The organism is Megasphaera sp. An286 (assembly GCF_002163455.1).
In the GTDB taxonomy this organism is placed as follows: Bacteria; Bacillota; Negativicutes; order Veillonellales; family Megasphaeraceae; genus Megasphaera; species Megasphaera stantonii.
This window is the reverse complement of record NZ_NFIY01000006.1, coordinates 1-22,012: the sequence shown is the minus strand read 5'-3', so window position 1 is coordinate 22,012 and position 22,012 is coordinate 1. Positions and strand designations below refer to the sequence as shown.

General features: G+C 54.5%; 21 protein-coding genes. 14 read left to right on the top strand and 7 right to left on the bottom strand.

Features of this window, described 5'->3' with window-relative positions:
• The first annotated feature begins 44 nt into the window (after positions 1 to 44).
• Positions 45 to 1,010 (top strand): ribose-phosphate pyrophosphokinase, encoded by a 966-nt coding sequence (locus B5F80_RS04220; protein WP_087477579.1) that lies wholly within the window; start codon positions 45 to 47, stop codon positions 1,008 to 1,010.
• A gap of 16 nt (positions 1,011 to 1,026) precedes the next feature.
• Positions 1,027 to 1,641, top strand: coding sequence for an aminoacyl-tRNA hydrolase (pth, locus tag B5F80_RS04215; RefSeq protein ID WP_087477578.1), 615 nt, complete (start codon positions 1,027 to 1,029; stop codon positions 1,639 to 1,641).
• Positions 1,642 to 1,702: 61 nt separating this feature from the next.
• On the opposite strand, the gene B5F80_RS04210 is transcribed toward pth, so the two are convergent.
• The 3 genes from B5F80_RS04210 to B5F80_RS04200 all read right to left on the bottom strand — a co-directional run bounded on the left by B5F80_RS04210 (position 1,703) and on the right by B5F80_RS04200 (position 4,451).
• A complete protein-coding gene (locus tag B5F80_RS04210; RefSeq protein WP_087477577.1) occupies positions 1,703 to 2,260 on the bottom strand; it encodes a manganese efflux pump MntP family protein in 558 nt (185 codons plus the stop codon).
• A gap of 196 nt (positions 2,261 to 2,456) precedes the next feature.
• Positions 2,457 to 2,837 (bottom strand): hypothetical protein, encoded by a 381-nt coding sequence (locus B5F80_RS04205; RefSeq protein ID WP_087477576.1) that lies wholly within the window; start codon positions 2,835 to 2,837, stop codon positions 2,457 to 2,459.
• A 246-nt stretch (positions 2,838 to 3,083) separates the two neighbouring features.
• Entirely contained in the window at positions 3,084 to 4,451 is a 1,368-nt protein-coding gene (locus B5F80_RS04200; RefSeq protein WP_087477575.1) for an aminopeptidase, read from the bottom strand.
• A 220-nt stretch (positions 4,452 to 4,671) separates the two neighbouring features.
• Between B5F80_RS04200 and B5F80_RS04195 the strand changes: the two genes are divergently transcribed.
• The 4 genes from B5F80_RS04195 to B5F80_RS04180 all read left to right on the top strand — a co-directional run bounded on the left by B5F80_RS04195 (position 4,672) and on the right by B5F80_RS04180 (position 10,898).
• Positions 4,672 to 5,862 carry an amidohydrolase gene (locus B5F80_RS04195; RefSeq protein WP_087477574.1) on the top strand — a complete coding sequence of 397 codons (1,191 nt, stop codon included), beginning with the start codon at positions 4,672 to 4,674 and terminating at the stop codon, positions 5,860 to 5,862.
• Between the two features lie 109 nt (positions 5,863 to 5,971).
• Complete coding sequence (gene fusA / locus B5F80_RS04190) at positions 5,972 to 8,047, top strand: elongation factor G (RefSeq protein WP_087477573.1); 2,076 nt, start codon at positions 5,972 to 5,974, stop codon at positions 8,045 to 8,047.
• 176 nt (positions 8,048 to 8,223) lie between these two features.
• Positions 8,224 to 9,579: an acetyl-CoA hydrolase/transferase C-terminal domain-containing protein gene (locus B5F80_RS04185; RefSeq protein ID WP_317239272.1), complete on the top strand. Its 1,356-nt coding sequence runs from the start codon at positions 8,224 to 8,226 to the stop codon at positions 9,577 to 9,579.
• Positions 9,580 to 9,758: 179 nt separating this feature from the next.
• Complete coding sequence (locus B5F80_RS04180; RefSeq protein WP_087477571.1) at positions 9,759 to 10,898, top strand: acyl-CoA dehydrogenase family protein; 1,140 nt, start codon at positions 9,759 to 9,761, stop codon at positions 10,896 to 10,898.
• A gap of 66 nt (positions 10,899 to 10,964) precedes the next feature.
• Here the strand turns inward: B5F80_RS04180 and B5F80_RS04175 are convergent, their stop codons facing one another.
• From B5F80_RS04175 to B5F80_RS04160, 4 genes are all read right to left on the bottom strand, one after another.
• Positions 10,965 to 11,942: a hypothetical protein gene (locus tag B5F80_RS04175; RefSeq protein WP_087477570.1), complete on the bottom strand. Its 978-nt coding sequence runs from the start codon at positions 11,940 to 11,942 to the stop codon at positions 10,965 to 10,967.
• Between the two features lie 26 nt (positions 11,943 to 11,968).
• Positions 11,969 to 12,637, bottom strand: a complete 669-nt coding sequence (locus B5F80_RS04170; protein WP_087477569.1) for a 3'-5' exonuclease — start codon at positions 12,635 to 12,637, stop codon at positions 11,969 to 11,971.
• A 124-nt stretch (positions 12,638 to 12,761) separates the two neighbouring features.
• Positions 12,762 to 13,091 carry an AzlD domain-containing protein gene (locus B5F80_RS04165; protein ID WP_204246342.1) on the bottom strand — a complete coding sequence of 110 codons (330 nt, stop codon included), beginning with the start codon at positions 13,089 to 13,091 and terminating at the stop codon, positions 12,762 to 12,764.
• A complete protein-coding gene (locus B5F80_RS04160) occupies positions 13,088 to 13,783 on the bottom strand; it encodes an AzlC family ABC transporter permease (RefSeq protein WP_087477568.1) in 696 nt (231 codons plus the stop codon). Before B5F80_RS04160 ends, B5F80_RS04165 begins: the two co-directional genes overlap by 4 nt.
• A 481-nt stretch (positions 13,784 to 14,264) precedes the next feature.
• Between B5F80_RS04160 and B5F80_RS04155 the strand changes: the two genes are divergently transcribed.
• The 8 genes from B5F80_RS04155 to B5F80_RS04120 all read left to right on the top strand — a co-directional run bounded on the left by B5F80_RS04155 (position 14,265) and on the right by B5F80_RS04120 (position 21,901).
• Positions 14,265 to 15,077, top strand: a complete 813-nt coding sequence (locus tag B5F80_RS04155) for an energy-coupling factor ABC transporter ATP-binding protein (RefSeq protein ID WP_087477567.1) — start codon at positions 14,265 to 14,267, stop codon at positions 15,075 to 15,077.
• Positions 15,077 to 15,760 carry an energy-coupling factor transporter transmembrane component T gene (locus B5F80_RS04150; protein WP_162860325.1) on the top strand — a complete coding sequence of 228 codons (684 nt, stop codon included), beginning with the start codon at positions 15,077 to 15,079 and terminating at the stop codon, positions 15,758 to 15,760. Before B5F80_RS04155 ends, B5F80_RS04150 begins: the two co-directional genes overlap by 1 nt.
• 12 nt (positions 15,761 to 15,772) lie before the next feature.
• A complete protein-coding gene (locus B5F80_RS04145; protein ID WP_087477565.1) occupies positions 15,773 to 17,245 on the top strand; it encodes a tryptophan transporter in 1,473 nt (490 codons plus the stop codon).
• A 14-nt stretch (positions 17,246 to 17,259) separates the two neighbouring features.
• On the top strand, positions 17,260 to 17,826 hold the full coding sequence (locus B5F80_RS04140; protein ID WP_087477564.1) for a GDSL-type esterase/lipase family protein: 567 nt from the start codon (positions 17,260 to 17,262) through the stop codon (positions 17,824 to 17,826).
• A gap of 377 nt (positions 17,827 to 18,203) precedes the next feature.
• Entirely contained in the window at positions 18,204 to 19,142 is a 939-nt protein-coding gene (locus B5F80_RS04135; protein WP_168060285.1) for a sugar kinase, read from the top strand.
• Positions 19,143 to 19,292: 150 nt separating this feature from the next.
• Positions 19,293 to 19,916: a GTP pyrophosphokinase gene (locus tag B5F80_RS04130; RefSeq protein WP_087477563.1), complete on the top strand. Its 624-nt coding sequence runs from the start codon at positions 19,293 to 19,295 to the stop codon at positions 19,914 to 19,916.
• A 16-nt stretch (positions 19,917 to 19,932) separates the two neighbouring features.
• Positions 19,933 to 20,616 (top strand): response regulator transcription factor, encoded by a 684-nt coding sequence (locus B5F80_RS04125; protein ID WP_087477562.1) that lies wholly within the window; start codon positions 19,933 to 19,935, stop codon positions 20,614 to 20,616.
• A gap of 25 nt (positions 20,617 to 20,641) precedes the next feature.
• Positions 20,642 to 21,901 (top strand): HAMP domain-containing sensor histidine kinase, encoded by a 1,260-nt coding sequence (locus B5F80_RS04120; RefSeq protein ID WP_087477561.1) that lies wholly within the window; start codon positions 20,642 to 20,644, stop codon positions 21,899 to 21,901.
• Positions 21,902 to 22,012 lie beyond the last annotated feature (111 nt).

Below are 22,012 nucleotides of genomic sequence, written 5' to 3'. Positions count from 1 at the left end.
TACCTAGTATAGAAATCATAAATTTATTTTAGGAGGCTCAACAAATGAGTTACGAAGACGGGAAAAAGCTGAAAATTTTTACTGGCAACGCCAATCCGAAGCTGGCTAAGGAAATCGCCGATTATTTAGGCCTGGAACTTGGCAAGGCCTTCGTCGGCAAGTTCAACAACGGCGAAATCCAAATTATGATCGACGAAAGCGTTCGCGGCAAGGACGTATTTATCGTACAGCCGACATGCCAGCCGGCCAACGACACGATTATGGAACTGCTCATCATGGCTGACGCCTTCAAGCGCGCTTCGGCAAAACACATTACGGCCGTCGTTCCTTACTATGGCTATGCTCGCCAGGACCGCAAGACCCGGGGCCGCGAACCGATTACGTCCAAGTTGGTCGCCGACCTCATGTCCGTCGCCGGCATTACCCGCGTCGTCACGATGGACCTTCATGCCGGCCAGATTCAGGGCTTCTTCGACATCCCTGTAGACCACCTCGGCTCGGCGTCGATTATTGCCAAATACTTGAATCAGAAAAAATCGGAAATCGACTTGGGCGACATCGTCGTCGTATCTCCCGACCTCGGCGGCGTTACGCGGGCCCGCGATTTAGCCGACCGTATCAACGCTCCTATCGCTATTATTGAAAAACGCCGTCCCCGTCCCGGCGTAGCCGAAGTCATGAACATCATCGGCGATATTAAAGGCAAGACCTGCATCCTCATCGACGACATCGTCGATACGGCAGGCTCCCTGTGCGGTGGCGCCAAAGCCCTGAAAGATATGGGAGCGGCCCGCGTATATGCGGCCTGTGCCCATGCCGTACTGACCGACCCGGCTGTACAGCGCATTCAGGATTCCGTTATTTCCGAGCTGATCATTACCAATACGATTCCTCTGCCCGACGAAAAGAAAATCGACAAGATCAAGGTCTTATCCGTCGCGCCGCTCTTAGGGGAAGCCATCATGCGCATTTTCCATGAAGTATCGGTAAGCAAGCTCTTCGACAAATAAGGGTAGTCACGTGCATATGATTGTTGGCCTGGGAAATCCTGGCCGAGAATACGAAACGTCAAAACACAATACGGGTTTCCGCGTCGTCGACGAGCTGGCGAAGCGCTGGAACGTGACGCTATGGCAGAACCGGATGGACGCCCAGGTCGCCCAGGCTGACGTTGACGGGGAAAAGGTCATCCTCGTCAAGCCGCAGACTTATATGAACAACAGCGGCCAGGCCGTAGGGCCCCTCATGCGCTGGTATAAGCTGGAGCAGGTCGACGTCTACGTCGTCTACGATGACATGGATTTGCCCGTAGGCCGTCTCCGCATCCGCAAGAACGGCAGCGACGGCGGCCATAACGGCATCAAGAGCCTCTTTGCCAACGGCTGCCGCGATTTCATTCGCTTTCGCGTCGGCATCGGCCGGCCTTTGCCGCACCGCGATGTCATCGACCACGTGCTGACTCCGTTTCCGGAAGACATGCTGCCGGAATACGAGGAAGGCCTGAAGGCGACAGCCGCCGCTATTGAAGGCTGCCTGAAGGTCGGCGTCGACGTTGGCATGAACCGGTATAACCCGCGGAAAAAGAAGAAAACGCCTAAGCCGGAAGAAACGGCTGAACAGCGTACGGAAGAAACTACATAATATAAAAACTGCCGCTAAGCAACAGTTATGCTGTACTTAGCGGCAGTTTTTATATGAAGCCTTATAAAATTTGCAGTCCTTCCAGGAGGATTTTTAAGCCGATGAGAATCAGGACGGCCCCGCCGACTCTCTCCGCCTTGGATTTATATTTAAGTCCGAACAGGCTGCCGGCTTTTACGCCGACGGCGGAACAGGCGAAGGTGACGCAGCCGATAGACAGGGCGGCCGGTATAATCGATACGTTCATGAAGGCGAAGGTGACGCCGACGGCTAACGCATCGATGCTCGTCGCGACGGCCAAGGCGAACATAGCCGGCACGGCCATGTTCGCGTCGGGACAGTCTTCCTCTTCGAAGGATTCCTTGATCATATTGGCTCCGATTAAGGTTAGCAGCACAAAGGCGATCCAATAATTGTACGATGTAATTATATCGGTAAAAAACGTTCCCAAATAATAGCCTGCCGTAGGCATCAGGGCCTGAAAGCCGCCGAACCACAAGCCGGCAAGGGCCATGTGCTTCCAGCAGATGCTCCCCAGTGATAATCCCTTGCAGACCGACACGGCGAAGGCGTCCATGGACAGGCCCAGGGCCAGTAACAACAATTCCAATCCATTCATGGTCATCTCTCCTATGCGATTTCATATGACGGCAAATAAAAAAGACCTAAAGGCAGCGCAAATACTGCCTTTAAGTCTCATCATTTCAAATAGCACCGGGCCTTGAGGCCAGTATGTCGATACTACTATACATGCCGGATGTACTGATTACTCCCTTAAAGTACATCCAGAATTATACTGGATGGAATTGAGATTGTCAATGAGAAAAGCTGCTTTGCCGTGTAAAATCCATGGCGTCGGCAAACCGACCTGTCGTCGCGTTGTTCATCATGACGTAGTTGTAGTTGCCGTTGGGGAACGAAAAGGTGAGCATCGTGTGCCGGTCGTCGTCTAATATGATGCGGACCACCGTAGTGAACCCGTCGTTCGTGACGTTGTGTATGCTGTACGGCACGCCGTCGACGTCGTCCATGGAAATGGACAGCTCCCGGCCGTAGCGGCCCTGCCAGGTACCGACGATGAGGCTGTAGCCTGCCGCATAGGGCATGGAGTGGGACGGAAAGGCCTGGACCGGTGCAGTGCAGGCGACGGCGGCAAGCAGGCAGGCCGCCGCCAACGATTTTATTTTGGTAATCATATATATCATCCTTCTTTCTGAACGCAGCTGCGCATGCTTATAGTATAGTGATTCCATCAATTTTTGCAAGCCCTAGCCGTTGGCGTCAAACTCGTGAATAAAGGACTTATATGACCGAATCCCCGCGTCGGGCTCGTATTGCATTCGATTAAGGAAGACCTTTATCATAATCTGACATCCAACAAAAAAACGGACAACGCCTGCTGCAGATCGTCGGCAGGTTTTGTCCGTTTTTACTATATGGAGTTACTTGCTTTCAAAGAAGGCTTTGTAGGCTAAATAGGCGCAGTAGGCGTCGGCTTTGGCTACGATTTCCAGCGGCGCGTGCATGCTGTGCATGGCGACGCCGCAGTCGACGACGTCGCAGCCCCAGTTGGCCATGATATAGGCGATGGTGCCGCCGCCGCCCTGGTCGACCTTGCCCAGCTCGCCGACCTGCCAGGGGACGTTGGCGTCATTGAAGATGCGGCGCACCTTGGCCAAAAATTCGGCGTTGGCGTCGTTGCTGCCTGCCTTGCCGCGGGCGCCTGTGTACTTGCACAGGCAGATGCCGTAGCCTAATTTGGCCGAGTTGGCTTCTTCGTAGGCTTCGGGGAAGATCGGGTCGAAGGCCGCCGCTACGTCGGCCGACAGGACTTCGCTGCTACGCAGGGCCCGGCGCAGGTACAGCTCTTCCGTACGGCCCTGCAGGGCCAGCATTTCCGCCGTAAAGTCGAGGAAGTACGACGAGTGGACGCCCGTATTGCCGACGGAGCCGATTTCTTCTTTATCGGCAAAGAGGGCGACCTGGGTCTTCGCTCCGGGAGCGGCGCTGAGGATCGCCGCCAGGTTGCCGTAGGAGCATACGCGGTCGTCGTGGCCGTGGGACATGAGGAGCGACCGGTCCAAGCCGACTTCGCGGCTCTTCTGAGCCGGAATGATTTCCAGTTCCGCGCTGGTGAAGTCTTCTTCCGTAATGCCGTATTTTTCCCGCAGCAATTCCAAAATCTGAGGCTTCGTCTTTTCTTCTTCGCTGTACGTGCCGACGAGAGGCATGAGCATTTCGCCCGTAATGGCTTCGCCCAGCTTCTTGGCGGCCTGGTCCTTGCCGAGGTGCGGCAGGAGGTCGTTGATGAAAAGTACGGGATCGTCCGGGTCTTCGCCGATGGAAATGTCGATTTGACGGCCGTCGGCGGTGTAGACGACGCCGACGAGGGACAGGGGCATGCAGACCCACTGGTATTTCAGGACGCCGCCGTAGTAGTGCGTTTTGAAGTAGACGATTTTATTTTTTTCTACGACGGGCATGGCTTTCAAGTCCAAGCGGGGGCAGTCGATGTGGGAGCCGACGATTTTCATGCCTTGTTCCAGCGGCTCGGAGCCGACGACGGCGAGGATGACCGACTTGCCTTTCTGGTTCCAATATACTTTGTCGCCGGCCTTCAGGGCCGTGTATTCCGACAAGGGTTTAAAGCCTGCGTCTTCAGCCTGACGGATGATTTCTCTGGCGGCAAGCCGTTCCGTCCTGGCCGTGTCCAGAAAACGGCGGTACGCCGCGCTGTATTCTTCCATGCGACGCCGTTCTTCCGAGGAAAAACGGGCCCATGCGCTTTGTTCCATATCAAATGCTTTCATGTGCATCCTCCTTTGAGATAAAATATCATCTTACATTATAATCCGTATCGCCATAAATGGAAAGACCGGCCAGGGCATATAGAGAGATTTGCAGAAATGGAGAAAATTTCTTTGTATTTTTACACATTTTATAGTATAATAAAACACAATTTATGAATGCCTGAACGCGACATATGACGTATGCAGGCTGGGGTAGTTTAGGTTGCGAGGGGGAATCGCCATGATTAACCAGAATAGAATTAAGGAATTAGTCAAACAATGTACGGAAGATATGCGCTGTGCGCGCCGGAAGCTTCACGCATATCCGGAAATTTCCAATGAAGAGGAACGCACGGCGGCCTATATGGCGAAGACGCTGCGCAGCTTCGGCGTAGACGTACAGGAAGGCGTCGCCGGCGGCCATGGTGTCGTCGGTACGCTGACCGGGAAGCGGCCTGGGCCGACTATTGCCCTGCGGGCCGATATGGACGCCTTATCCATTACAGAACAGACCGGCCTGCTTTTTGCGTCTCAGTGCGAGGGTAAGATGCATGCCTGCGGCCATGACGGCCATATGGCGATCTTGCTGGGGGCGGCAAAGGTTCTCAGCGAATTGAGGGACGAGCTGGCCGGGACAGTCGTGTTTATCTGCCAGCCGGCAGAGGAAAAATCGCCTCGCGGCGGCGCGAAGGGGCTGGTCGAAGCGGGCGTGCTCGACGGCGTTGACGCCATATACGGCCTTCACGTATGGCCGACGCTGCCGACGGGAACGATCGGCGTCAAGGCCGGTCCGATGATGGCCGCCTCAGACCATATCCGCATCGTCATCCGGGGGAAATCCAGTCATGCGGCCATGCCTCATAAGGGCGTCGACGCGATCGTCGCGGCGGGGCAGTTTATCACGGCGGCCCAAGATATTATCAGCCGGCAGATTAACCCGCTGTATCCGGCAGTGCTGACCTTCGGCCGCATCAGCGGCGGCACGCGCTACAATATCGTCGCCGGCGAAGTAGAGCTGGAAGGGACGTGCCGGACCTATCATGCAGAAGCTCAGGACATGGTCGAAGCGCAGCTGGGCAACATGCTCCGGGGACTGGATACGATGTACGGCACGGAGAGCGAGCTGCATTACGAGCGGGGATATGCCGCCGTAGTCAATTCGCAGCGGCAGGCTGATTTCGTCGCGTCCGTCGCGGCGGACTGCTTTGGCCGGGATGCCCTGGCCGACGTGCAGGAACCGGCCATGACGGCGGAAGATTTTTCCGGCTACTTGCAGGCCTGCGACGGCGCCTTCTTCTGGCTCGGCGCGACGAAGGCCGGCGATGCGGTATATCCCCTGCATAACTCGCGTTTCGCCGTAGATGAAGACTGCCTGCCTATCGGCGCGGAACTCATGGCATCTCTGGTGTGCCGGGCTATGGAGAACCAATAGTCTTGCAAATTTCGCAAATAAGTTAGAAAAAATTATAATATAAAAAAGGAAAATCGCCTCTATGTCACGAATCCTATAAGTAACGTGATTCATAGGAGGCGATTTATGTATGAAAGAATATACCAGTGAACAAATTCGCAACGTAGCTGTGCTCTCCCATGACGGCGCCGGCAAGACGGCCGTCGTCGAATCGTTGCTCCTGGCCTGCGGCGCCGTCGACGCCGTCGGCGTAGGCAAGGACAACAAGCACATCATGGACTTTGAACCGGAAGAAATCAAGCGCAACGTTACGATTCAGCTCGGTATAGCTCCCTGCGAATGGGAAGGCTACAAGATGAACTTCATCGACACGCCGGGCTATTCGGAATTCTGCGGCGAAGTACGGGCCGCCCTGCGGGCCTGCGACGGCATTTTGCTCGTCGTATCGGCCGAATCGGGCGTAGAAATGGATACGGAACGGGCCTGGGACTACGGTGTAGAATTGAAGCTGCCCCGCATGTTCTATGTCAATAAGATGGACGTGGAACACGCCGATTTCTTCGGCTGCCTGGAAAAGATGCGCGCCGTCTTCGGCAAATCCATCATGCCCCTGCAGATTCCTATCGGCGAAGGCAAGGATTTCCGCGGCATCATCGACGTGTGCAAGATGGTAGCCTGGGAATGGAAAAACGGGAAATGTGAAGAAATCAAGGTTCCGCCCGAATATATGCCGAAAGCCCGCGAAGTACGGGAAATGTGCATGGAAGCCGCCGCTGAAGGCGACGACGAACTGCTGGAAAAATACCTCGAAGGCGAAGAGCTTACGCTGGAAGAACTGCGCAAGGGCCTTCGTCAGGGCATGCTGACCGGCCGGGTCTGCCCGGTCATGTGCGGCAGCGCCAACTCCCATATCGGCACGGCCGAACTGCTTCGCCGCATTATTACTTACATGCCGGCTGCTTCGCAGAAGGTCATGATGGGCGAAGACAAGAAGACGGGCGAACCCGTCGTCGTGTATCCGAATAAACCCTTTACGGGCTTCGTATTCAAGACGCTCATCGATCCCTTCGCCGGCAAGCTGAGCTACGTCCGCGTCTTCTCCGGCACCCTCAAGGAAGGGGACAAGCTGTACAACGCTACGCAGGACAAGGATGAAAAATTAGGCAAGCTCTTTACTCTGGTCGGCAAGGAACAGATTCCCGTTACGGAAGCCGTCGCCGGCGATATCGTCGTATTGCCGAAGCTGCAGTACGCCCGCACAGGCGATACCTTCGCCCTGCCCGAATCGCCCGTCGTATACGATCAGGTCCGCTTCCCCAATCCGCTCCATACGGTAGCGATGGTTCCGGAAAAGAAAGGCGACGAAGAAAAGCTGATGAACGCCCTGCTGCGCATCAGTGAAGAAGACCCGACCTGCAAGGTCGAAAAGAGCGTAGAAGGCAAGCAGCTCATCGTCCGCTGCATGGGCGACGTCCACCTCGACCATATCATGACCAAGATGGAACGGAAATACGGCATTAAAGGCGTGCTGCAGGATGTCTATATTCCGTATCGCGAAACGATCAAGGGCAAGGCTACGGCCGAAGGCAAGCACAAGAAACAGAGCGGCGGCCACGGACAGTACGGCCACGTCATCTTGGATATCGAACCCCTTACGAACGGCGAATCCTTCGAATTTGTCGACGACATCTTCGGCGGCGCCGTACCAAAACAATATATTCCGGCCGTTGAAAAGGGCGTAAAGGAAACGCTGGAAAAGGGCCTCATCGCCGGCTATCCCATGATCAACATCAAGGTTACTCTGAAAGACGGCTCGTACCACTCCGTCGATTCGTCGGAAATGGCCTTTAAGGTAGCGGCAGCCCTGGCGCTGAAGAAAGGCGTTCCCGAAGCCAATCCGGTACTGCTGGAACCGGTCTACAACGTAGACGTCGTCGTTCCGGAAGAATACATGGGCGATATCATGGGCGACTTCAGCAGCCGCCGCGGCCGCATCCTCGGGATGGAACATCACCGCAACCGCAAGGGCATCATCGTCGTCAAGGCGCAGGTTCCCCTGTCGGAAATGAAAGGCTACGTCACGGTTCTTCGCTCCATGACGCAGGGCAAAGGTACGTTCAACATGGAATTCTTCGCTTATGAAGAAGTTCCTAAAAAGCTGATGGACGAAATCATTGCCAAGGCGCAGGAAGCGAAAAAAGAATAAATCCCTCCTCACGGGCCCTTGCGCGCAGCTGTGCGCAAGGGTCTTTCTAATAGTTCGATACCCAAGCTATGCGATTTATATATTGAAAAGTTGAAAAAATTTCTTGTATAAAACCGTTAAACGTTCTATAATTATTATGTGAAATACAGAACTTATTAACAAGCGCTTAGAAAGGTATGGTGAGTACAATGTCCCAGTGGACAGATATGTACCGGCAGAAACTGACGACGCCGGAAGAAGCAGTAAAACTCGTTAAATCAGGCGATTGGGTAGATTACGGCATGGCTACGTCCCAGCCTATTTTGCTGGACAAGGCCCTGGCCGGCCGCAAGGAAGAATTGAAGGACGTCAAAGTACGCATGTCCTTTACCTTTGCGCCGCGCGAAATTATTTCCGTCGACCCGAACCGCGAAACCTTCACGGCTATGAACTGGCATATGAGCGGCTATGACCGCAAGATGTGCGCCCAGGGGCTGATGAACTTCATCCCCATGTGCTACCGCAACGAACCGTCGATGTACCGCGATATCCTCGACGTAGACGTAGCGATGATTACGGTCGCTCCCATGGATAAACACGGCTTCTTTAACTTCGGCCTGAACATTTCCGCCAACGAAGCCATTACGAAAAAAGCGAAAAAGGTCATCGTAGAAGTCAACGAAGCGATGCCCCGCGCTCTCGGCGGACGAGGCGAACAGATCCATATTTCCGATGTAGCGGCCATCGTCGAAGCCGGCACCATTCCCATGCCGACCATTCCCTTTAAAACGGGCGACGAAATCGATACGAAGATCGCTGAAATGATTGTGAAAGAAATCCCGAATGGAGCAACCCTGCAGCTCGGCGTCGGCGGCTTGCCGAATACGGTAGGCGCTATGATCGCCGAATCGGATTTGAAGGACCTGGGCATGCATACGGAAATGCTCGTCGACGCCTTCTACCTGATGTACAAAGAAGGCCGCCTGACGAATAAATTGAAGGCTGTAGACCGCGACAAGGCTTCTTGGGCCTTCGCCCTCGGCTCGCAGGAAATGTACGACTGGATCGACGACAACCCGTTCCTCGCCGCATATCCCGTCGACTATGTAAACGATCCCTTCGTTATCGCTCAGCTCGACAACTTCATTTCCATCAACAACTGCGTGGACATCGACCTGTTCGGCCAGATTTCCTCCGAATCGTCGGGCACGCATCACATCAGCGGCAGCGGCGGACAGCTGGACTTCACCGACGGCGCCTACCGTTCCCGCGGCGGCAAGAGCATCATCGCCCTGCGCTCGACCTTCCACAATAAGAAGACGGGCAAAGACGAATCGCGCATCAAACCGACGCTCCTGCCCGGCACGATCGTCACGGACCCGCGCTCTCAGGTCAACTGGGTAGCTACGGAATACGGCATGGTCAACCTCATGGGCTCGTCCACATGGGAACGTGCCGAAAAGCTGATCAGCATCGCTCATCCCGATTTCCGGGAAGACCTGATTAAGGCAGCCGACGACATGAAGATTTGGCGTTACAGCAACAAACGGTAAGAGAATAGCATCTCTTTTATACAGCATGAAAGCTCCTGCTGCGAGTTATGGACTCTCCACCTCTCGCGGCGGGGGCTTTTTTGACGTCAAAAGCGAAGTTAAGGAGAAATCGTGGATTTTATTTGAAATATTTTGGTATAATTAAATATATACTTGATTTGGTAAAAGGAGGTCTTGGTATGGGATCCAACTTTACGGAAGAACAATTGGCTGTACGGGATTTGGTTCGCTCCTTCGCTCAAAAGGAAGTCGCGCCGCTGAGCCAGCAGATGGACGAAACGGGATGGAATCCGGAATTGTACAAGAAGTACATCGCGACGGGACTGCACGCGACGCCCGTTCCCGAAGCCTATGGCGGCGCCGGACTGGGAGATGTGGAATGCGCCGTCATTACGCACGAATTGGCCCGGGCCGACGCCGGATTTGCTATGTCTATGGAAATCAGCTGGGTCTGCGCCGATATGATTCGCCTCCACGGCAGCGACGGGCAGAAAGAGAAATACCTGACAGCCGTTGCTGACGGAAAATTATTTGCCTTTGCCCTGACGGAACCTGATTCGGGCTCCGACGCGGCGGGCATGCGGACCCGAGCTAAAAAGCAGGCTGACGGCTCGTACGTCGTCAAGGGCTCCAAGGCCTGGATTACCAATGCCGGCATTGCCGACTACTACGTCGTCATGGCTATTACCGACCCGGACAAGGGCGCCAAGGGCATCTCGGCTTTTCTGGTCGACGCCGGCACGCCGGGGTTGATTGTCGATAAGGAAGAGGACAAGATGGGCATGCGCAGCTCTGATACGCACGGCCTTACCTTTGACGACATGAAGCTGCCTGCCGACGCCCTCCTCGGCGAAGAAGGCAAGGGCTTCGTCTACGCCATGGAAGGTCTGGACGGCGGCCGCATCAGCTGTGCCGCTATTTCTACGGGCATTGCCGAGCACGCCATGCAGATTGCCAAGGAATACTCCCTGCAGCGCACGGCCTTTGGCAAACCTATCGCCAAGTTCCAGGGCGTTTCTTTTAAGCTGGCGAATATGTCCATGTATATCGATGCCATGAACCTGATGCTCTACGACGCGGCGGCCTTAAAGGCCACGGGAGCGCGCTGCTCGAAATTGGCGGCTGAAGCCAAGCTGCTGGCCTCTACCCACGCCACGCAGATCTGCCTCGACGCGATTCAGATCCTGGGCGGCAACGGCTACAGCAAGGAATACAACGTAGAACGTCTCCTGCGCGACAATAAGCTCATGGAAATCGGTGAAGGAACTAATGAAATCCTGCGGGTCGTTATCGGCAGCGCCGTGCTGGCAGAAAAATAACCTGCGTCATTTCGTTATCGTCATAAGCAAGAAAGCGTATCCGGCCAATCGGCGCGGATACGCTTTTTATTTGAATGGCAGATACCCCAGGGACACGAGGAGGTAAAATGCCGGGTATAAGATGAGAATATATAAAATCGTCGTCGTAATGAACGGGGCCATTGACAGGTTGACGTTCAAATCGTAGAGCCGCGCCGTCACCAAGGCGTTGATGGCACAGGGCGTAGCCATCATGATGAGCAGCGAGCCCAGCAGCACCGGGTCGGACGTAAACTGCAGAGCCAGCACGTACGACGCAGCCGGCGTCAGGATCATCTTGATGGGGATGAGGTCGAGGGTCGGCTTGCAGTATACCTTGAGATGGGAAAAATCGATGAGGTAGCCGATGGGAAGCAGAGCCGCCCAGGCGTTGACATGGACCAGGCCCTGAAAGATCTGCCCCAGCACGGCCGGCCTCGGTACGCCGGAGACGTACAGCACGATGCCGGCGATGATGGCGAGAATAGAAAGCTGGTTCCAGTTGATGAAGATGTTTTTCCAGTTGGCCTTAAAGAAGGCCGGGATATTCGTCGTCTGCCCGCTGTTGTGGTAATAGTAGCCCATGGGGAAGAGGACGAAGAACATGACCAGCCCCTGGAACGCGCCGATGATCTGCGAGTAGGCAAAGGCGACTTCGCCGTACAGCAGGTAGCCGCACAGGCCGCCCAGGGCCGTCGTGTTGGAGGGCATCGCCGAAATGAGGTAGCTGCCCTTATCTATCTTGTCGGTAAACCGCCGCTGCCGGTGGAGCAGGAAGATGATAGCCAGGGGAAAGAAGGCGTTGAAAAACGCGAAGAAAGGCAGCGACAACAGGTCGGGCTTCAGCGGCAGGACCCACATGCTGAGCAGGGCCAGGACGGACATGACGCAGATGATGTTGAAGCGGATGAGAAAATTGCACTGGGACGGCGACATGAGACGCCGCTGCTTTAAGGCGTAGCCTACGGCCAGTGGCAGGACGATGTCGAGAAAAATATAGAGAATGCGAGAGCTTGCTTCGCTCAAGTAAAATCCCTTTCTTTCTGCAATGATTATTTTCGGATGGCGGCGCGGAAGGCGTCGGCCAGGGAGAAGGTCAGCGGTTCCGCCGGTTTGGTCGCGTCGATAATCGGCTGCATGATGTCGCGGAACTCGTCCTTCTTCTTGGACAAGACGTACAGCTTCGACGTATTGCGGGCGTCCCACAGGGCGTCGTGCATCTGGCCGTCGAAGGTTTCTCCCAGGGTGCTGACGGCCTTATCCAGGGAAATGACGTTGTCCAGCCCCAGCAGGTTGCAGTAAATCTGCTGGAAGTTCTGCCAGTGGTCGAGCATCCAGCGGATGTCCTCGTCGGCCATGTCCAGCTTTTTCAGCCGCATTTCGCAGGTCAGCTGCCGCCAGTCGTTTTCGCTCCAGGCGTACATTTCGTAGTCGTTGCCGTTCGAGTCGCGGCACCAGCTGAGGAAATGGGCGAAGGCCTGGCTGAAATGGGGCGCATCGGCGAGCATCTCCATGGTGATACCCGTCAGCTCCTGACAAGTGGCGTTCATTTCCGTAGCGTATTCCGGCCGGACGTATTCTTTATACGACCCTATTTCTTCGCCGTCCTCGTTGATCTTGACGGCGCCTATTTCGATGATTTCTCCCTTGCAGATGCGGCGCGCTTCCTTCTGGCTCCGTCCGATAGGGTTCATTTCAAAGTCTACGAATACTGCGTTCATGTATCAAAGCTCCTTTCTAACCTTTTCAAACTGCTTTCTGCAATATTCATAGCACCCATTATAACACAAGACAGGCCATAAAACCTATAGGAAATATGACCTGTCTCTATGCATTCATATAGAGTCAGCGAAAGACGACTTGGACGAGGAACATGTAAAAAGCCGTGCCGCCGCCGATGCTGAGAAACATGCTGTGCCGCCGTTTATGAAGAAGAACGATGAGCGCAATGGCGATGAGTTCCGGCAGGGCATGATAGGACGTGAACACGGCGTCCTTCAGGCAATAGACGACGAGCAGGCCAACTGCTGCCGGAGGCAGTACAGTGCCCAAATAGGAAATGAAGGCCGGCGGATTGCCTTTGGAAAAGATAAGGAAAGGAAGAAACCGGGTAAGCATTGTCCCCAAGGTGATAGCGCCAATGGTCAGCAGCATTTCAAAGGGTGTCATAATCATAAGGGGTCCTCCTTAGTCAGATATACATTCTTTTTCCACAACAAAATTCCGGTGATGAGTATCATAGCCGGGATAACGAATTGGCTGCTGCCGAATATTGCCAGTGCCAGCAGCGTGCAGGCAATACCGGTTATAGCTGAGCGCCGCGCACTTTTATGTTCCCACTGTCCAAGGAACAAGACGACGAATAAAGCGGTCATGACAAAATCAATGCCTGTCGTATCGAAGCGGATATATGCTCCCAGTACAGCCCCTAAAACTGTGCTGACAATCCAATATAGGTGAATCAGGAGGGTGACGAAGAATCGGAACCAGTTTTTGTCTACGCCGGCCGGCGGTTCGACGGTGCAGTTGATAGAGAAAGCTTCATCGCCGAGGCCAAAGAGAAGATACGGTTTTTTCCATCCTGTTCCCTTGTATTTTTCCAACATAGAAATGCCGTAGAACAAATGGCGGGCATTGACCATGAGAGTCATCAGAAAAGCATACAGCGGGTGAAATGCTGACAGCAGGAGCGACACTGCGACAAACTGCATCGCGCCGGCAAAGATGACGATGCTCATGATGATTGGATAAAAGATGGAAAAGCCTTTGCTGGCCATAAGGAAGCCGTAGGAGAGTCCGATAAACAGGAATCCTATGAAAATCGGCAGCGTATAAGGCAGGGCAGCCTGAAAGGCCTTGCGTTTCATGAAGATCAACTCCTTAGTACACCACTGGCAGAGAGCGGGCATGTATATGGTATCTATTCATATAGTACCGAACGTTTTTTATATCGTCAACCAAGACAGAGGCAGATTTTCTGCGGCAGCTGTATTAGTATTGACAAGAGGCGAATTTCAGGTATACTTATATTAATTTTATAAATAAAGTCTATGAACGAAACGAGTACATATGCAGCGACAGGAGCAGCGAGCCGATGGCAGTGGGAGTTCGGCCCAGATCAGCCTATGGAATGGATTCGGGAGACGCGGCCTGAACGGCGACTAGTAGGGCCTGCCGGTGTATTTCCACCGATATCAAAGAAGCGTGTATCGCATAGGCCGTACATGTAGAGCTGGGCTGGAGACAGCCAATTTGGGTGGCACCGCGGAAACAGTAACATAAGCTTTTCGTCCCTGAACACAAGGGGATGAAAGGCTTTTTTTGTGCATATACATAGGAGGAAACCTAATGCTGGAGTTTAAGGATGTCTGTTTTAATTATGGAAACGGCGTGCCCGTATTAGAACATATTAATATACGAATCGGACCGGGCGAGTTCATCGGCCTGGGCGGCCGCAACGGCTGCGGCAAGACGACGGTGACGCGCCTGCTCATGGGATTGGAAAAGCCCGTATCGGGAGAAATCCTTCATGACGGCGCAGTCATCAATGACGACGACGCGTCGGCCCGCAGCCACTACATCGGCTACGTATTTCAGCGGCCTGAACGGCAGATGTTCCGCTCGACCGTCGAGGATGAAGTGGCCTACGGCCCGCAGCAGCTGGGCATGAGCCGGGACGAGGCGGCAGCGGCCGTCGCCGAGGCGTTGACCATGACGGGCCTGTCCCATTTGGCCAAGGCCTATCCGCCGAACCTCAACCGCGGCGAAAAGCAGCGCGTAGCCATCGCCTCGGCCATTGCCATGCACACGAGCTGCATCATCTTGGACGAACCGACGAGCGGGCAGGACAGCGCCGATAAGAAAATGCTCATGGAGCTGCTGACCGATTTGAATAAACAGGGCATGACCATCCTCATCATTTCTCATGACATGGATATATTCGCCCAATACTGCCAGCGGGTTATCGTCATCGGCAACCATACGAAGGCCTTTGACGGCACGCCGCAGGAGCTGTTTACGCAGCGCGAAGACCTGTACGATTTAGGCCTGAGCCGGCCCGAGTCGGTGGCCTTGTCCATGGCCGTGCCGGGCATGAAATACTGCCGGTCGATGAAGGAATTTACGGAAGAAATGCTGCGGCGTATAGGAGGGAACCGATGATGAAGCGATTTGTACCGATTACAAAATTGATTGGCACCTTTGCCTTTTCCTTTTGGGCCTTAGTCATCAACACGACGGCCCCTCTTGTCGTCCTCGTGGCGGCGGAGCTGTTGCTGCTGGCGATGTGCGGCAGCCTGAGCCGCAATCTCAAGGCCGTATGCAGCCTGGCCGTCTTCGCCGTCTTTCTCGGGCTGGTCCAGCTCGTCGGCGGCGGTTCCCTCGAATCGGCGTATATCACAGGCCTGCGCATGATGGCCATGACCGTCGTATTCATCATCTTGCTGACGACGACGCGGCTGCAGGATTTGACGGCGGCTCTGGTCAAGCAGGTAAAAATTCCCTATGAATACGCCTTTATGTTTACGGCGGCCCTGCGCTTTGTCCCCGATTTTATCGCCGAAAGCAAGGCCGTTCAGGAGGCTCAGGCCTGCCGCGGCCTATCTACGAAGGGCAACGTCGTCAAGAAGATGATCCACTATATGAGCGTCATCCAGCCGCTCATGCTCAAGTCCCTGGGACGGTCGGAAACGATGGCTTTAAGCCTGGAGCTGCGCGGCTTCGGCAGCAGCGAGCACAGCTTTATGAGCAACGTCCGGCCTAAGGGAAGGGATTACGCCGTCATGGCCGTCATGGCGGCGGTCAGCTGCGTTGTCGTGTACATGCGGCTTCATGGATTGGTATAAGGAGGAACAGGTATGAAACAAGTAGAAGATATTGCCGCGTTGGAATTTCACCACCGCCAGGGCGGACAGTTCCGCTGGATTACCATTACGACGCTCATGCTGGCCATCGGCACGATACTTCATCTCGTATCGCCCAGCGTCGGCGGCATTACGCCGAACTGGACGATCGCCACGTACTGCGTCGCCATCTGCCTGACCAAGCCCTCGTACCGGCAGGCCGTGGGCATCGGCCTCGTCGCCGCCCTAGTCAACGTGCTGACGTCGAAATCGGGATTTCCCTACGGCAACCTCATCAGCGAGCCCATGGGCGCCCTGACCTGTACGTTTATCGTAAAGAATCTGTCGTTTATAAAAATCAAAGGCCATTCGTGCCTTCCCGTGCTGACCGGCTTTGCCGCGACCTGTATGAGCGGCGGTATCTTCGTCACCATTTTGAAGATTGTCATGGGCCTGCCAAACAGCGTCTACTTCGCCGGCATGCTGCCCCTGGTCGTGGTTATCGGCCTGCTGAACGCCGTCGTCACGCCGGTCATGTATTTCCCGGCCCTGCGGCTGTTCGTGGCCCGGGGCATCCTCGATTCGCTGGAAGAGCAGGAAGTGGCTTCAGACCACAGCATGTACGACTTAAAGCCCTCTCAGGAGGGGCTCATTTCCATCGAGCATCTGACATACATCTACAATAAGCGGAAGCAGCCCGTCCTGGACGACGTTTCCATGGTGCTGCACAAGGGCGACTTCCTCGTCGTGACCGGCGAGAGCGGCAGCGGCAAGAGCTCCCTGTGCATGGCCATGACCGGCGCCATTCCCCATTACTTCGGCGGCGTCATGAAGGGCATGGTATACGTCGACGGCAAGGCTACGACCCAGACGACGATTTCCGATCTGGCCGGCCGCGTCGGCGCGATGCTTGACGATTACGACAGCCAGCTCGTCGCCATGACCGTAGAAGAAGAAATCGCCTTCAGCCTGGAAAATAAAGGCGTCGCGCCGGAAAAAATCGAAGCGGCCATTACGGAAGCCCTGGAAAAGGTCAGCATGACGCCGTACCGCCATCGTCCGCTCAGCAATTTGTCCGGCGGCCAGCGCCAGCGGCTGGTCATTGCCGGCGTATTGGCGACCAACCCGGATATCCTCGTGTTCGACGAACCGACGTCGGCCCTCGACCCGGAAGGCACCCACGCCTTTTATGAGCTCATCCACGAACTCAACGTCAAGTACGGCCACACTATCGTGGTCATCGAGCATTCTCTGGAAGCGGCACTGCCGTACGCCAACCGTCTGGTGCTCCTCGACGAGGGGAAAATCGTCTGCGACGCCGACGTAGAAACGACGCTGCGCTATATGTACGACCACGACATATATAAATCGGCCATTCCTCAGGTATTCGCCTGCCAGCTCGATTTGGAAAAGGCGGGATGCACCTTCCCTGTTCCCTGGGTTTCGACGGAAGCGGCTGTTGATTCGCTGCGGCAGATGAAGATCTGAGAAAGGAAGAGCCTATGAAGCTGTTATGTTTGGGCGACAGCCTGACCTACGGCTATGACGTCGCCTGCGGCTGCCGCTGGACGACAAGACTGGCGAAGGAAAAGGGGATTTCCGTCTGCAACGAAGGCCTGTGCGGCGATACGACGGGCGGCATGCTGTACCGGGCCCAGCGCATGAAGCTGGACTCGTTCGACGCCTTCTTCTTTATGGGCGGCTCCAACGATATCCTCATGGATATTTCGCCGGACCGGATAAGACAAAACCTGGAAGCCGTCGCCTGCCTCTTTCAGCGCGAGAAAAAAGCTGTGTACGTCGGCGTGCCCATCCTGACTAAGGCGGAAAGCGCCCTGTTCGGCTGGCAGGGAAGACATGACGTAGTCCGTCACAACGAAGCCCTGCGCAGCCACCGCCAATGGCTGCTGCAGCTGGCCCAACAATACCATTTCACTGCCGTCGACTTTTACGGCGCAATGCTGCAGGCAGAACAAGAAGGCCAGACGAACCTGTACGCCGACGGCGTTCACCCCAATGAAGCAGGCTATGCCGTCATGGCGCGGCAGGCCATTCAGATAATCCGCTGATATATGCAAATACCGCATGTTCCGAATCGTATGTACGGGAACATGCGGTATTTTTTTATAATTCTACGCGGCAAGGCATCGAGGTGTTGTTTTGAATGAAATACATCGTGTGTAAACGCTTTCGCAATTGAAACACAAATATCGTTGCCTTAGAGTAAATAAACCGGTACTATGTATGCGTTTACTATATGGTGAAATATATTGCGGAAGATATAAATATGAGATATAATGAGCTTGTTCATCAGCTTTTTAGTGTGAAACACACTGGGAAGCGTATCAGGAAATCAAGAGTATTTTTTGCTTTATTTGCGGTAGCGCTTTCATAAAATATCTATTGCGTTGCGGCCTATTCTATACTGACGAAAGGTGTGAAGGTGATGAAGACTGGATTAATTTTAGCGGGCGAACCGATGGGGCTCCTCATCGCGCAGAGCGAAGGCTCTCTGGACAGCGTCAGCGGCTATGACCTGGCCGTTGCCGGGGCGGAATTCAACGTAGCCGTAGGAGCGGCTCGTCTGGGGCATCGCGTTACGTACATGACGAAGTTGGGGAAGGATCCCTTCGGACAGCGCATTATTCACGTGCTGACGGCCAACGGCATCGGCAGCGAATTCGTGACGTGGAGCGACGACAAAAAAACGGGCTTTATGCTGAAAAGCCGCGTCAGCGAAGGCGACCCGGATATTTTCTATTTCCGCGCCGGTTCCGCTGCGTCGACCTTGTCTGTCGAAGACGTGGAAAAAATTCAGTTTTCCGAGTATACGCACCTTCATGTCACGGGAATTTTGCCGGCTTTGTCGGATTCGACGCGGGAAGCTGTCGACCTCATGTTCGATAAGGCCCGCGAAGCAGGACTGTTCATCAGCTTCGACCCTAACCTTCGCCCGCAGCTCTGGCCCAGCCAGGACGTCATGGTGCAGACGCTGAACCGGCTGGCCGCTAAGGCCGACATGGTTCTGCCCGGTACAGCTGAAGGCAAGATCCTCATGGGCAGCGATGATCCGAAGGAAATCAACGCATTTTATTTGCAGAACGGCGCGAAAGCCGTCGTGACAAAGTGCGGCGGCGACGGGGCCTTCGTTTCGACGAAAGACGAGGAATACATGGTTCCTGGCTTTAAGGTCGAAACCGTCGTCGATACGGTCGGCGCAGGCGACGGCTTTGCCGCCGGCGTCATTACGGCCCTCATGGAAGGCATGCCCTTGAAAGAAGCCGTCCGTCGCGGCACGGCAATCGGCGCCATCCAGGTCATGAGCCGCGGCGACAACGAAGGACTGCCCTATCCGGAGCAGCTGAAGGCCTTTATGGAACGATAATACAACCAGCATACAGAGCGCATGGACGCTGCCGGTACGATACGGCGCGGCCATGCGCTTTTCTCTTTTGGCAGGACGGACTGGGCGGACCTATGGTATAATATAAAAACAGCTGTGCTACATTCTTTTTATAGAAATCAGGTGAAACACATGGATTGGACATCGACTATATATGGTTCCTACGGGCCGTCTCTGCAGCGCGTCATGGATGAGCTGGTCGAACGCATTCAGGCTTACAGCGATGACATCAAGGAAAAAAGCGGCGAAGCGGCTTACGAGCATTTATTGTACCGCATCAAGTCGCCGGACAGCATGATGGAAAAATGCCTGCGCAAGGGCTTGCCGCAGACGGCCTATTCCGCCCTGCACGACATTCGCGACGCCATCGGACTGCGCATCGTCTGCTGCTTTCTCGACGATATTTACAGGAATATCGAAGCCATCAAGACAATACCGGGCGTCTGCGTCGTGGAAGAAAAGGATTACATCCAAAATGTGAAGCCCAACGGCTATCGCAGTTATCATATGATTATCGATATCGAGGCTCCTTATGAAGACGTAGAAGGAAATAATCCCGGCCATTTTTTTGCAGAAATTCAGCTGCGGACGATTGCCATGGATTCTTGGGCTAGTTTGGAGCATCAGATGAAATACAAGCACGATATTAAGAACCCCGAAATGATCGTCCGGGAATTGAAGCGCTGCGCCGACGAACTGGCGGCCTGCGACTTGTCCATGCAGACGATTCGGAATCTGATTCACGCAGACCATTAAAGGAGAGTATACGACGATGAAACTATTATTGGCAGAAGACGAAAAAGCCATGTCCATGGCCCTGGTTGCCGTATTGGAGCATTCCGGATATGAAGTGGATGCTGTGTATGACGGTCTGTCTGCTGTGGAGAAGGGGCGGTCCGGCGTATACGACTGCATGATATTCGACATCATGATGCCGAAGCTCGACGGCGTCAGCGCGCTGAAGGAGCTGCGCGGCAGCGGCGACACGACGCCGGTTATCATGCTGACGGCAAAGGCCGAAGTAGACGACAGGATTACGGGCCTCGACGCCGGCGCCGACGACTATCTGACGAAGCCCTTCGCCATGGGCGAGCTGCTGGCCCGCATCCGCTCCATGACGCGGCGTTCCGGCTCGGCCTTTACGCCGTCGGCTCTTTCAGCCGGCGCCGTCGAGCTGGACGTAGAGGAACAGGAATTATCCTGTAAAAGCTCCGTCCGCCTGGGCAATAAGGAAACGCGGCTCATGAAATTCTTTATGCTCAACGCCGGCAAGGAGCTGCCGACGGAGACGATTTTCGCCCGCGTCTGGAAGGACGAAGACGACGTGACGGAAGAAATCGTCTGGATATACGTGTCGTACCTGCGGGAAAAATTAGAAGCCATTCAGGCCGACATCCAAATTGCCGGGGAAAAGGGGAAGGCCTTTTCCCTGATTGCGAGAAGCGAAGGAGAGTAAGCGGGAGAGGTTCGGTGCATCGTTCATGGACATGATCAAAAAGCTGCGGCGAAAGTTTATTTTAGTCGCGACGGTCGGCGTCGTCATCATCGTAGCCGGCGCGCTGGGGCTTATCAATACGATCAGCTACATGCGCATGGAAGCGCAGGTAGAGACGATCTTGTCGTACATTTCGCAAAACGGTGGCAAGGTGCCCCTGTATACGTCGCCGAAGGAAACGAGTTGGTTCGGCGAGACGGACTGGTCTCAGAATACGCCGGATTTTTCCTATCAGCTTCGGTATTTCAGCATCTTAGTCGACGACGAAGGCTATGCCCGCGACATCAATATCGCCAACATTGCCGCCTTTACGAAGGAAGAGGCGATACAATACGCCAGGACGACCGTCGCCAAGGGCCAGCCGCAGGGCTTTTTCGAAAAAAACAAGGCCAGCTACGGTTATATGATTACACCCCAGCCTGACGGCGATTACCTCATCGTCATCATGGACTGTACCCGCGACGTCGCCGCCGTCAGGACCTTTATGCGCTATTCCCTGTGGTTCGGCGTGGGCTGCATCATCCTGTACGTCGTCATCTTGGCCGCGCTGTGCAACTTGGCCATTAAGCCCTTTATCCGCAATATGGAAAACCAAAAGCGGTTTATTACCAACGCCGGCCATGAGCTGAAGACGCCCATTGCCATCATATCGGCCAATACGGAAGCATTGGAGCTCATCAGCGGCAAGAGTCAGTGGACGGAAAATATCTTAAAGCAGGTCCAGAGGCTGTCCAAGCTCATCAACGACCTCATCATGCTGTCCAAGATGGACGAGCAGAAGCAGGAACTGGTCATCGAAGACGTGAACGTATCGGAGCTTGCGGCGTCTGTCGCCGAGTCGTTCCAGATGGTGGCCCAGGAGGCGGGAAAGACGATTTCTACGGAGATAGCGCCGGGTGTCGTCGTCCGCTCCGACTCAAAGCGGCTCTATACCCTCGTCAATATCCTCATGGACAACGCTGTAAAATACTGTGATGACGGCGGTACGATTGCTGTTTCGGTGACGCCGGCGAAAAAGCAGAAAGGTGCTCTTGTGGCTATTTCTAATACCTACGCCAACGGAGCCAATATCGATTATTCTCACTTTTTCGAGCGATTTTACCGCGGCGACGAGTCCCACAACAGTCAAAAAGCCGGCTATGGCATTGGCTTGTCTATGGCAGAAGAGCTGGCCCAGCTTTTGAAAGGAAAGCTCGGCGTATCCTATAAGGACGGTGTGATTACCTTTACGATACGGCTTAATTAATAAAGGTAAATTGCAAGTTGAATTTGAACAACCATAATCAGGAAACACACTCACTAGCATAAACTTCATCGAGGAATGCATCAAATAGCTCTGACGGCGTATGGTAGCCCA

Bases quoted from the DNA above. Each gene is read 5' to 3' on its own strand.
- B5F80_RS04165 (WP_204246342.1), bottom strand. From the start codon at position 13,091: ATGATTATGACACCCTTTGAAATGCTGCTGACCATTGGCGCTATCACC.
- pth (WP_087477578.1), top strand. From the start codon at position 1,027: ATGATTGTTGGCCTGGGAAATCCTGGCCGAGAATACGAAACGTCAAAA.
- B5F80_RS04140 (WP_087477564.1), top strand. From the start codon at position 17,260: ATGAAGCTGTTATGTTTGGGCGACAGCCTGACCTACGGCTATGACGTC.
- fusA (WP_087477573.1), top strand. From the start codon at position 5,972: ATGAAAGAATATACCAGTGAACAAATTCGCAACGTAGCTGTGCTCTCC.
- B5F80_RS04210 (WP_087477577.1), bottom strand. From the start codon at position 2,260: ATGAATGGATTGGAATTGTTGTTACTGGCCCTGGGCCTGTCCATGGAC.
- B5F80_RS04155 (WP_087477567.1), top strand. From the start codon at position 14,265: ATGCTGGAGTTTAAGGATGTCTGTTTTAATTATGGAAACGGCGTGCCC.
- B5F80_RS04130 (WP_087477563.1), top strand. From the start codon at position 19,293: ATGGATTGGACATCGACTATATATGGTTCCTACGGGCCGTCTCTGCAG.
- B5F80_RS04180 (WP_087477571.1), top strand. From the start codon at position 9,759: ATGGGATCCAACTTTACGGAAGAACAATTGGCTGTACGGGATTTGGTT.
- B5F80_RS04220 (WP_087477579.1), top strand. From the start codon at position 45: ATGAGTTACGAAGACGGGAAAAAGCTGAAAATTTTTACTGGCAACGCC.
- B5F80_RS04135 (WP_168060285.1), top strand. From the start codon at position 18,204: ATGAAGACTGGATTAATTTTAGCGGGCGAACCGATGGGGCTCCTCATC.
- B5F80_RS04125 (WP_087477562.1), top strand. From the start codon at position 19,933: ATGAAACTATTATTGGCAGAAGACGAAAAAGCCATGTCCATGGCCCTG.
- B5F80_RS04200 (WP_087477575.1), bottom strand. From the start codon at position 4,451: ATGAAAGCATTTGATATGGAACAAAGCGCATGGGCCCGTTTTTCCTCG.
- B5F80_RS04195 (WP_087477574.1), top strand. From the start codon at position 4,672: ATGATTAACCAGAATAGAATTAAGGAATTAGTCAAACAATGTACGGAA.
- B5F80_RS04145 (WP_087477565.1), top strand. From the start codon at position 15,773: ATGAAACAAGTAGAAGATATTGCCGCGTTGGAATTTCACCACCGCCAG.
- B5F80_RS04160 (WP_087477568.1), bottom strand. From the start codon at position 13,783: ATGAAACGCAAGGCCTTTCAGGCTGCCCTGCCTTATACGCTGCCGATT.
- B5F80_RS04185 (WP_317239272.1), top strand. From the start codon at position 8,224: ATGGTGAGTACAATGTCCCAGTGGACAGATATGTACCGGCAGAAACTG.
- B5F80_RS04170 (WP_087477569.1), bottom strand. From the start codon at position 12,637: ATGAACGCAGTATTCGTAGACTTTGAAATGAACCCTATCGGACGGAGC.
- B5F80_RS04150 (WP_162860325.1), top strand. From the start codon at position 15,077: ATGAAGCGATTTGTACCGATTACAAAATTGATTGGCACCTTTGCCTTT.
- B5F80_RS04120 (WP_087477561.1), top strand. From the start codon at position 20,642: ATGGACATGATCAAAAAGCTGCGGCGAAAGTTTATTTTAGTCGCGACG.
- B5F80_RS04205 (WP_087477576.1), bottom strand. From the start codon at position 2,837: ATGATTACCAAAATAAAATCGTTGGCGGCGGCCTGCCTGCTTGCCGCC.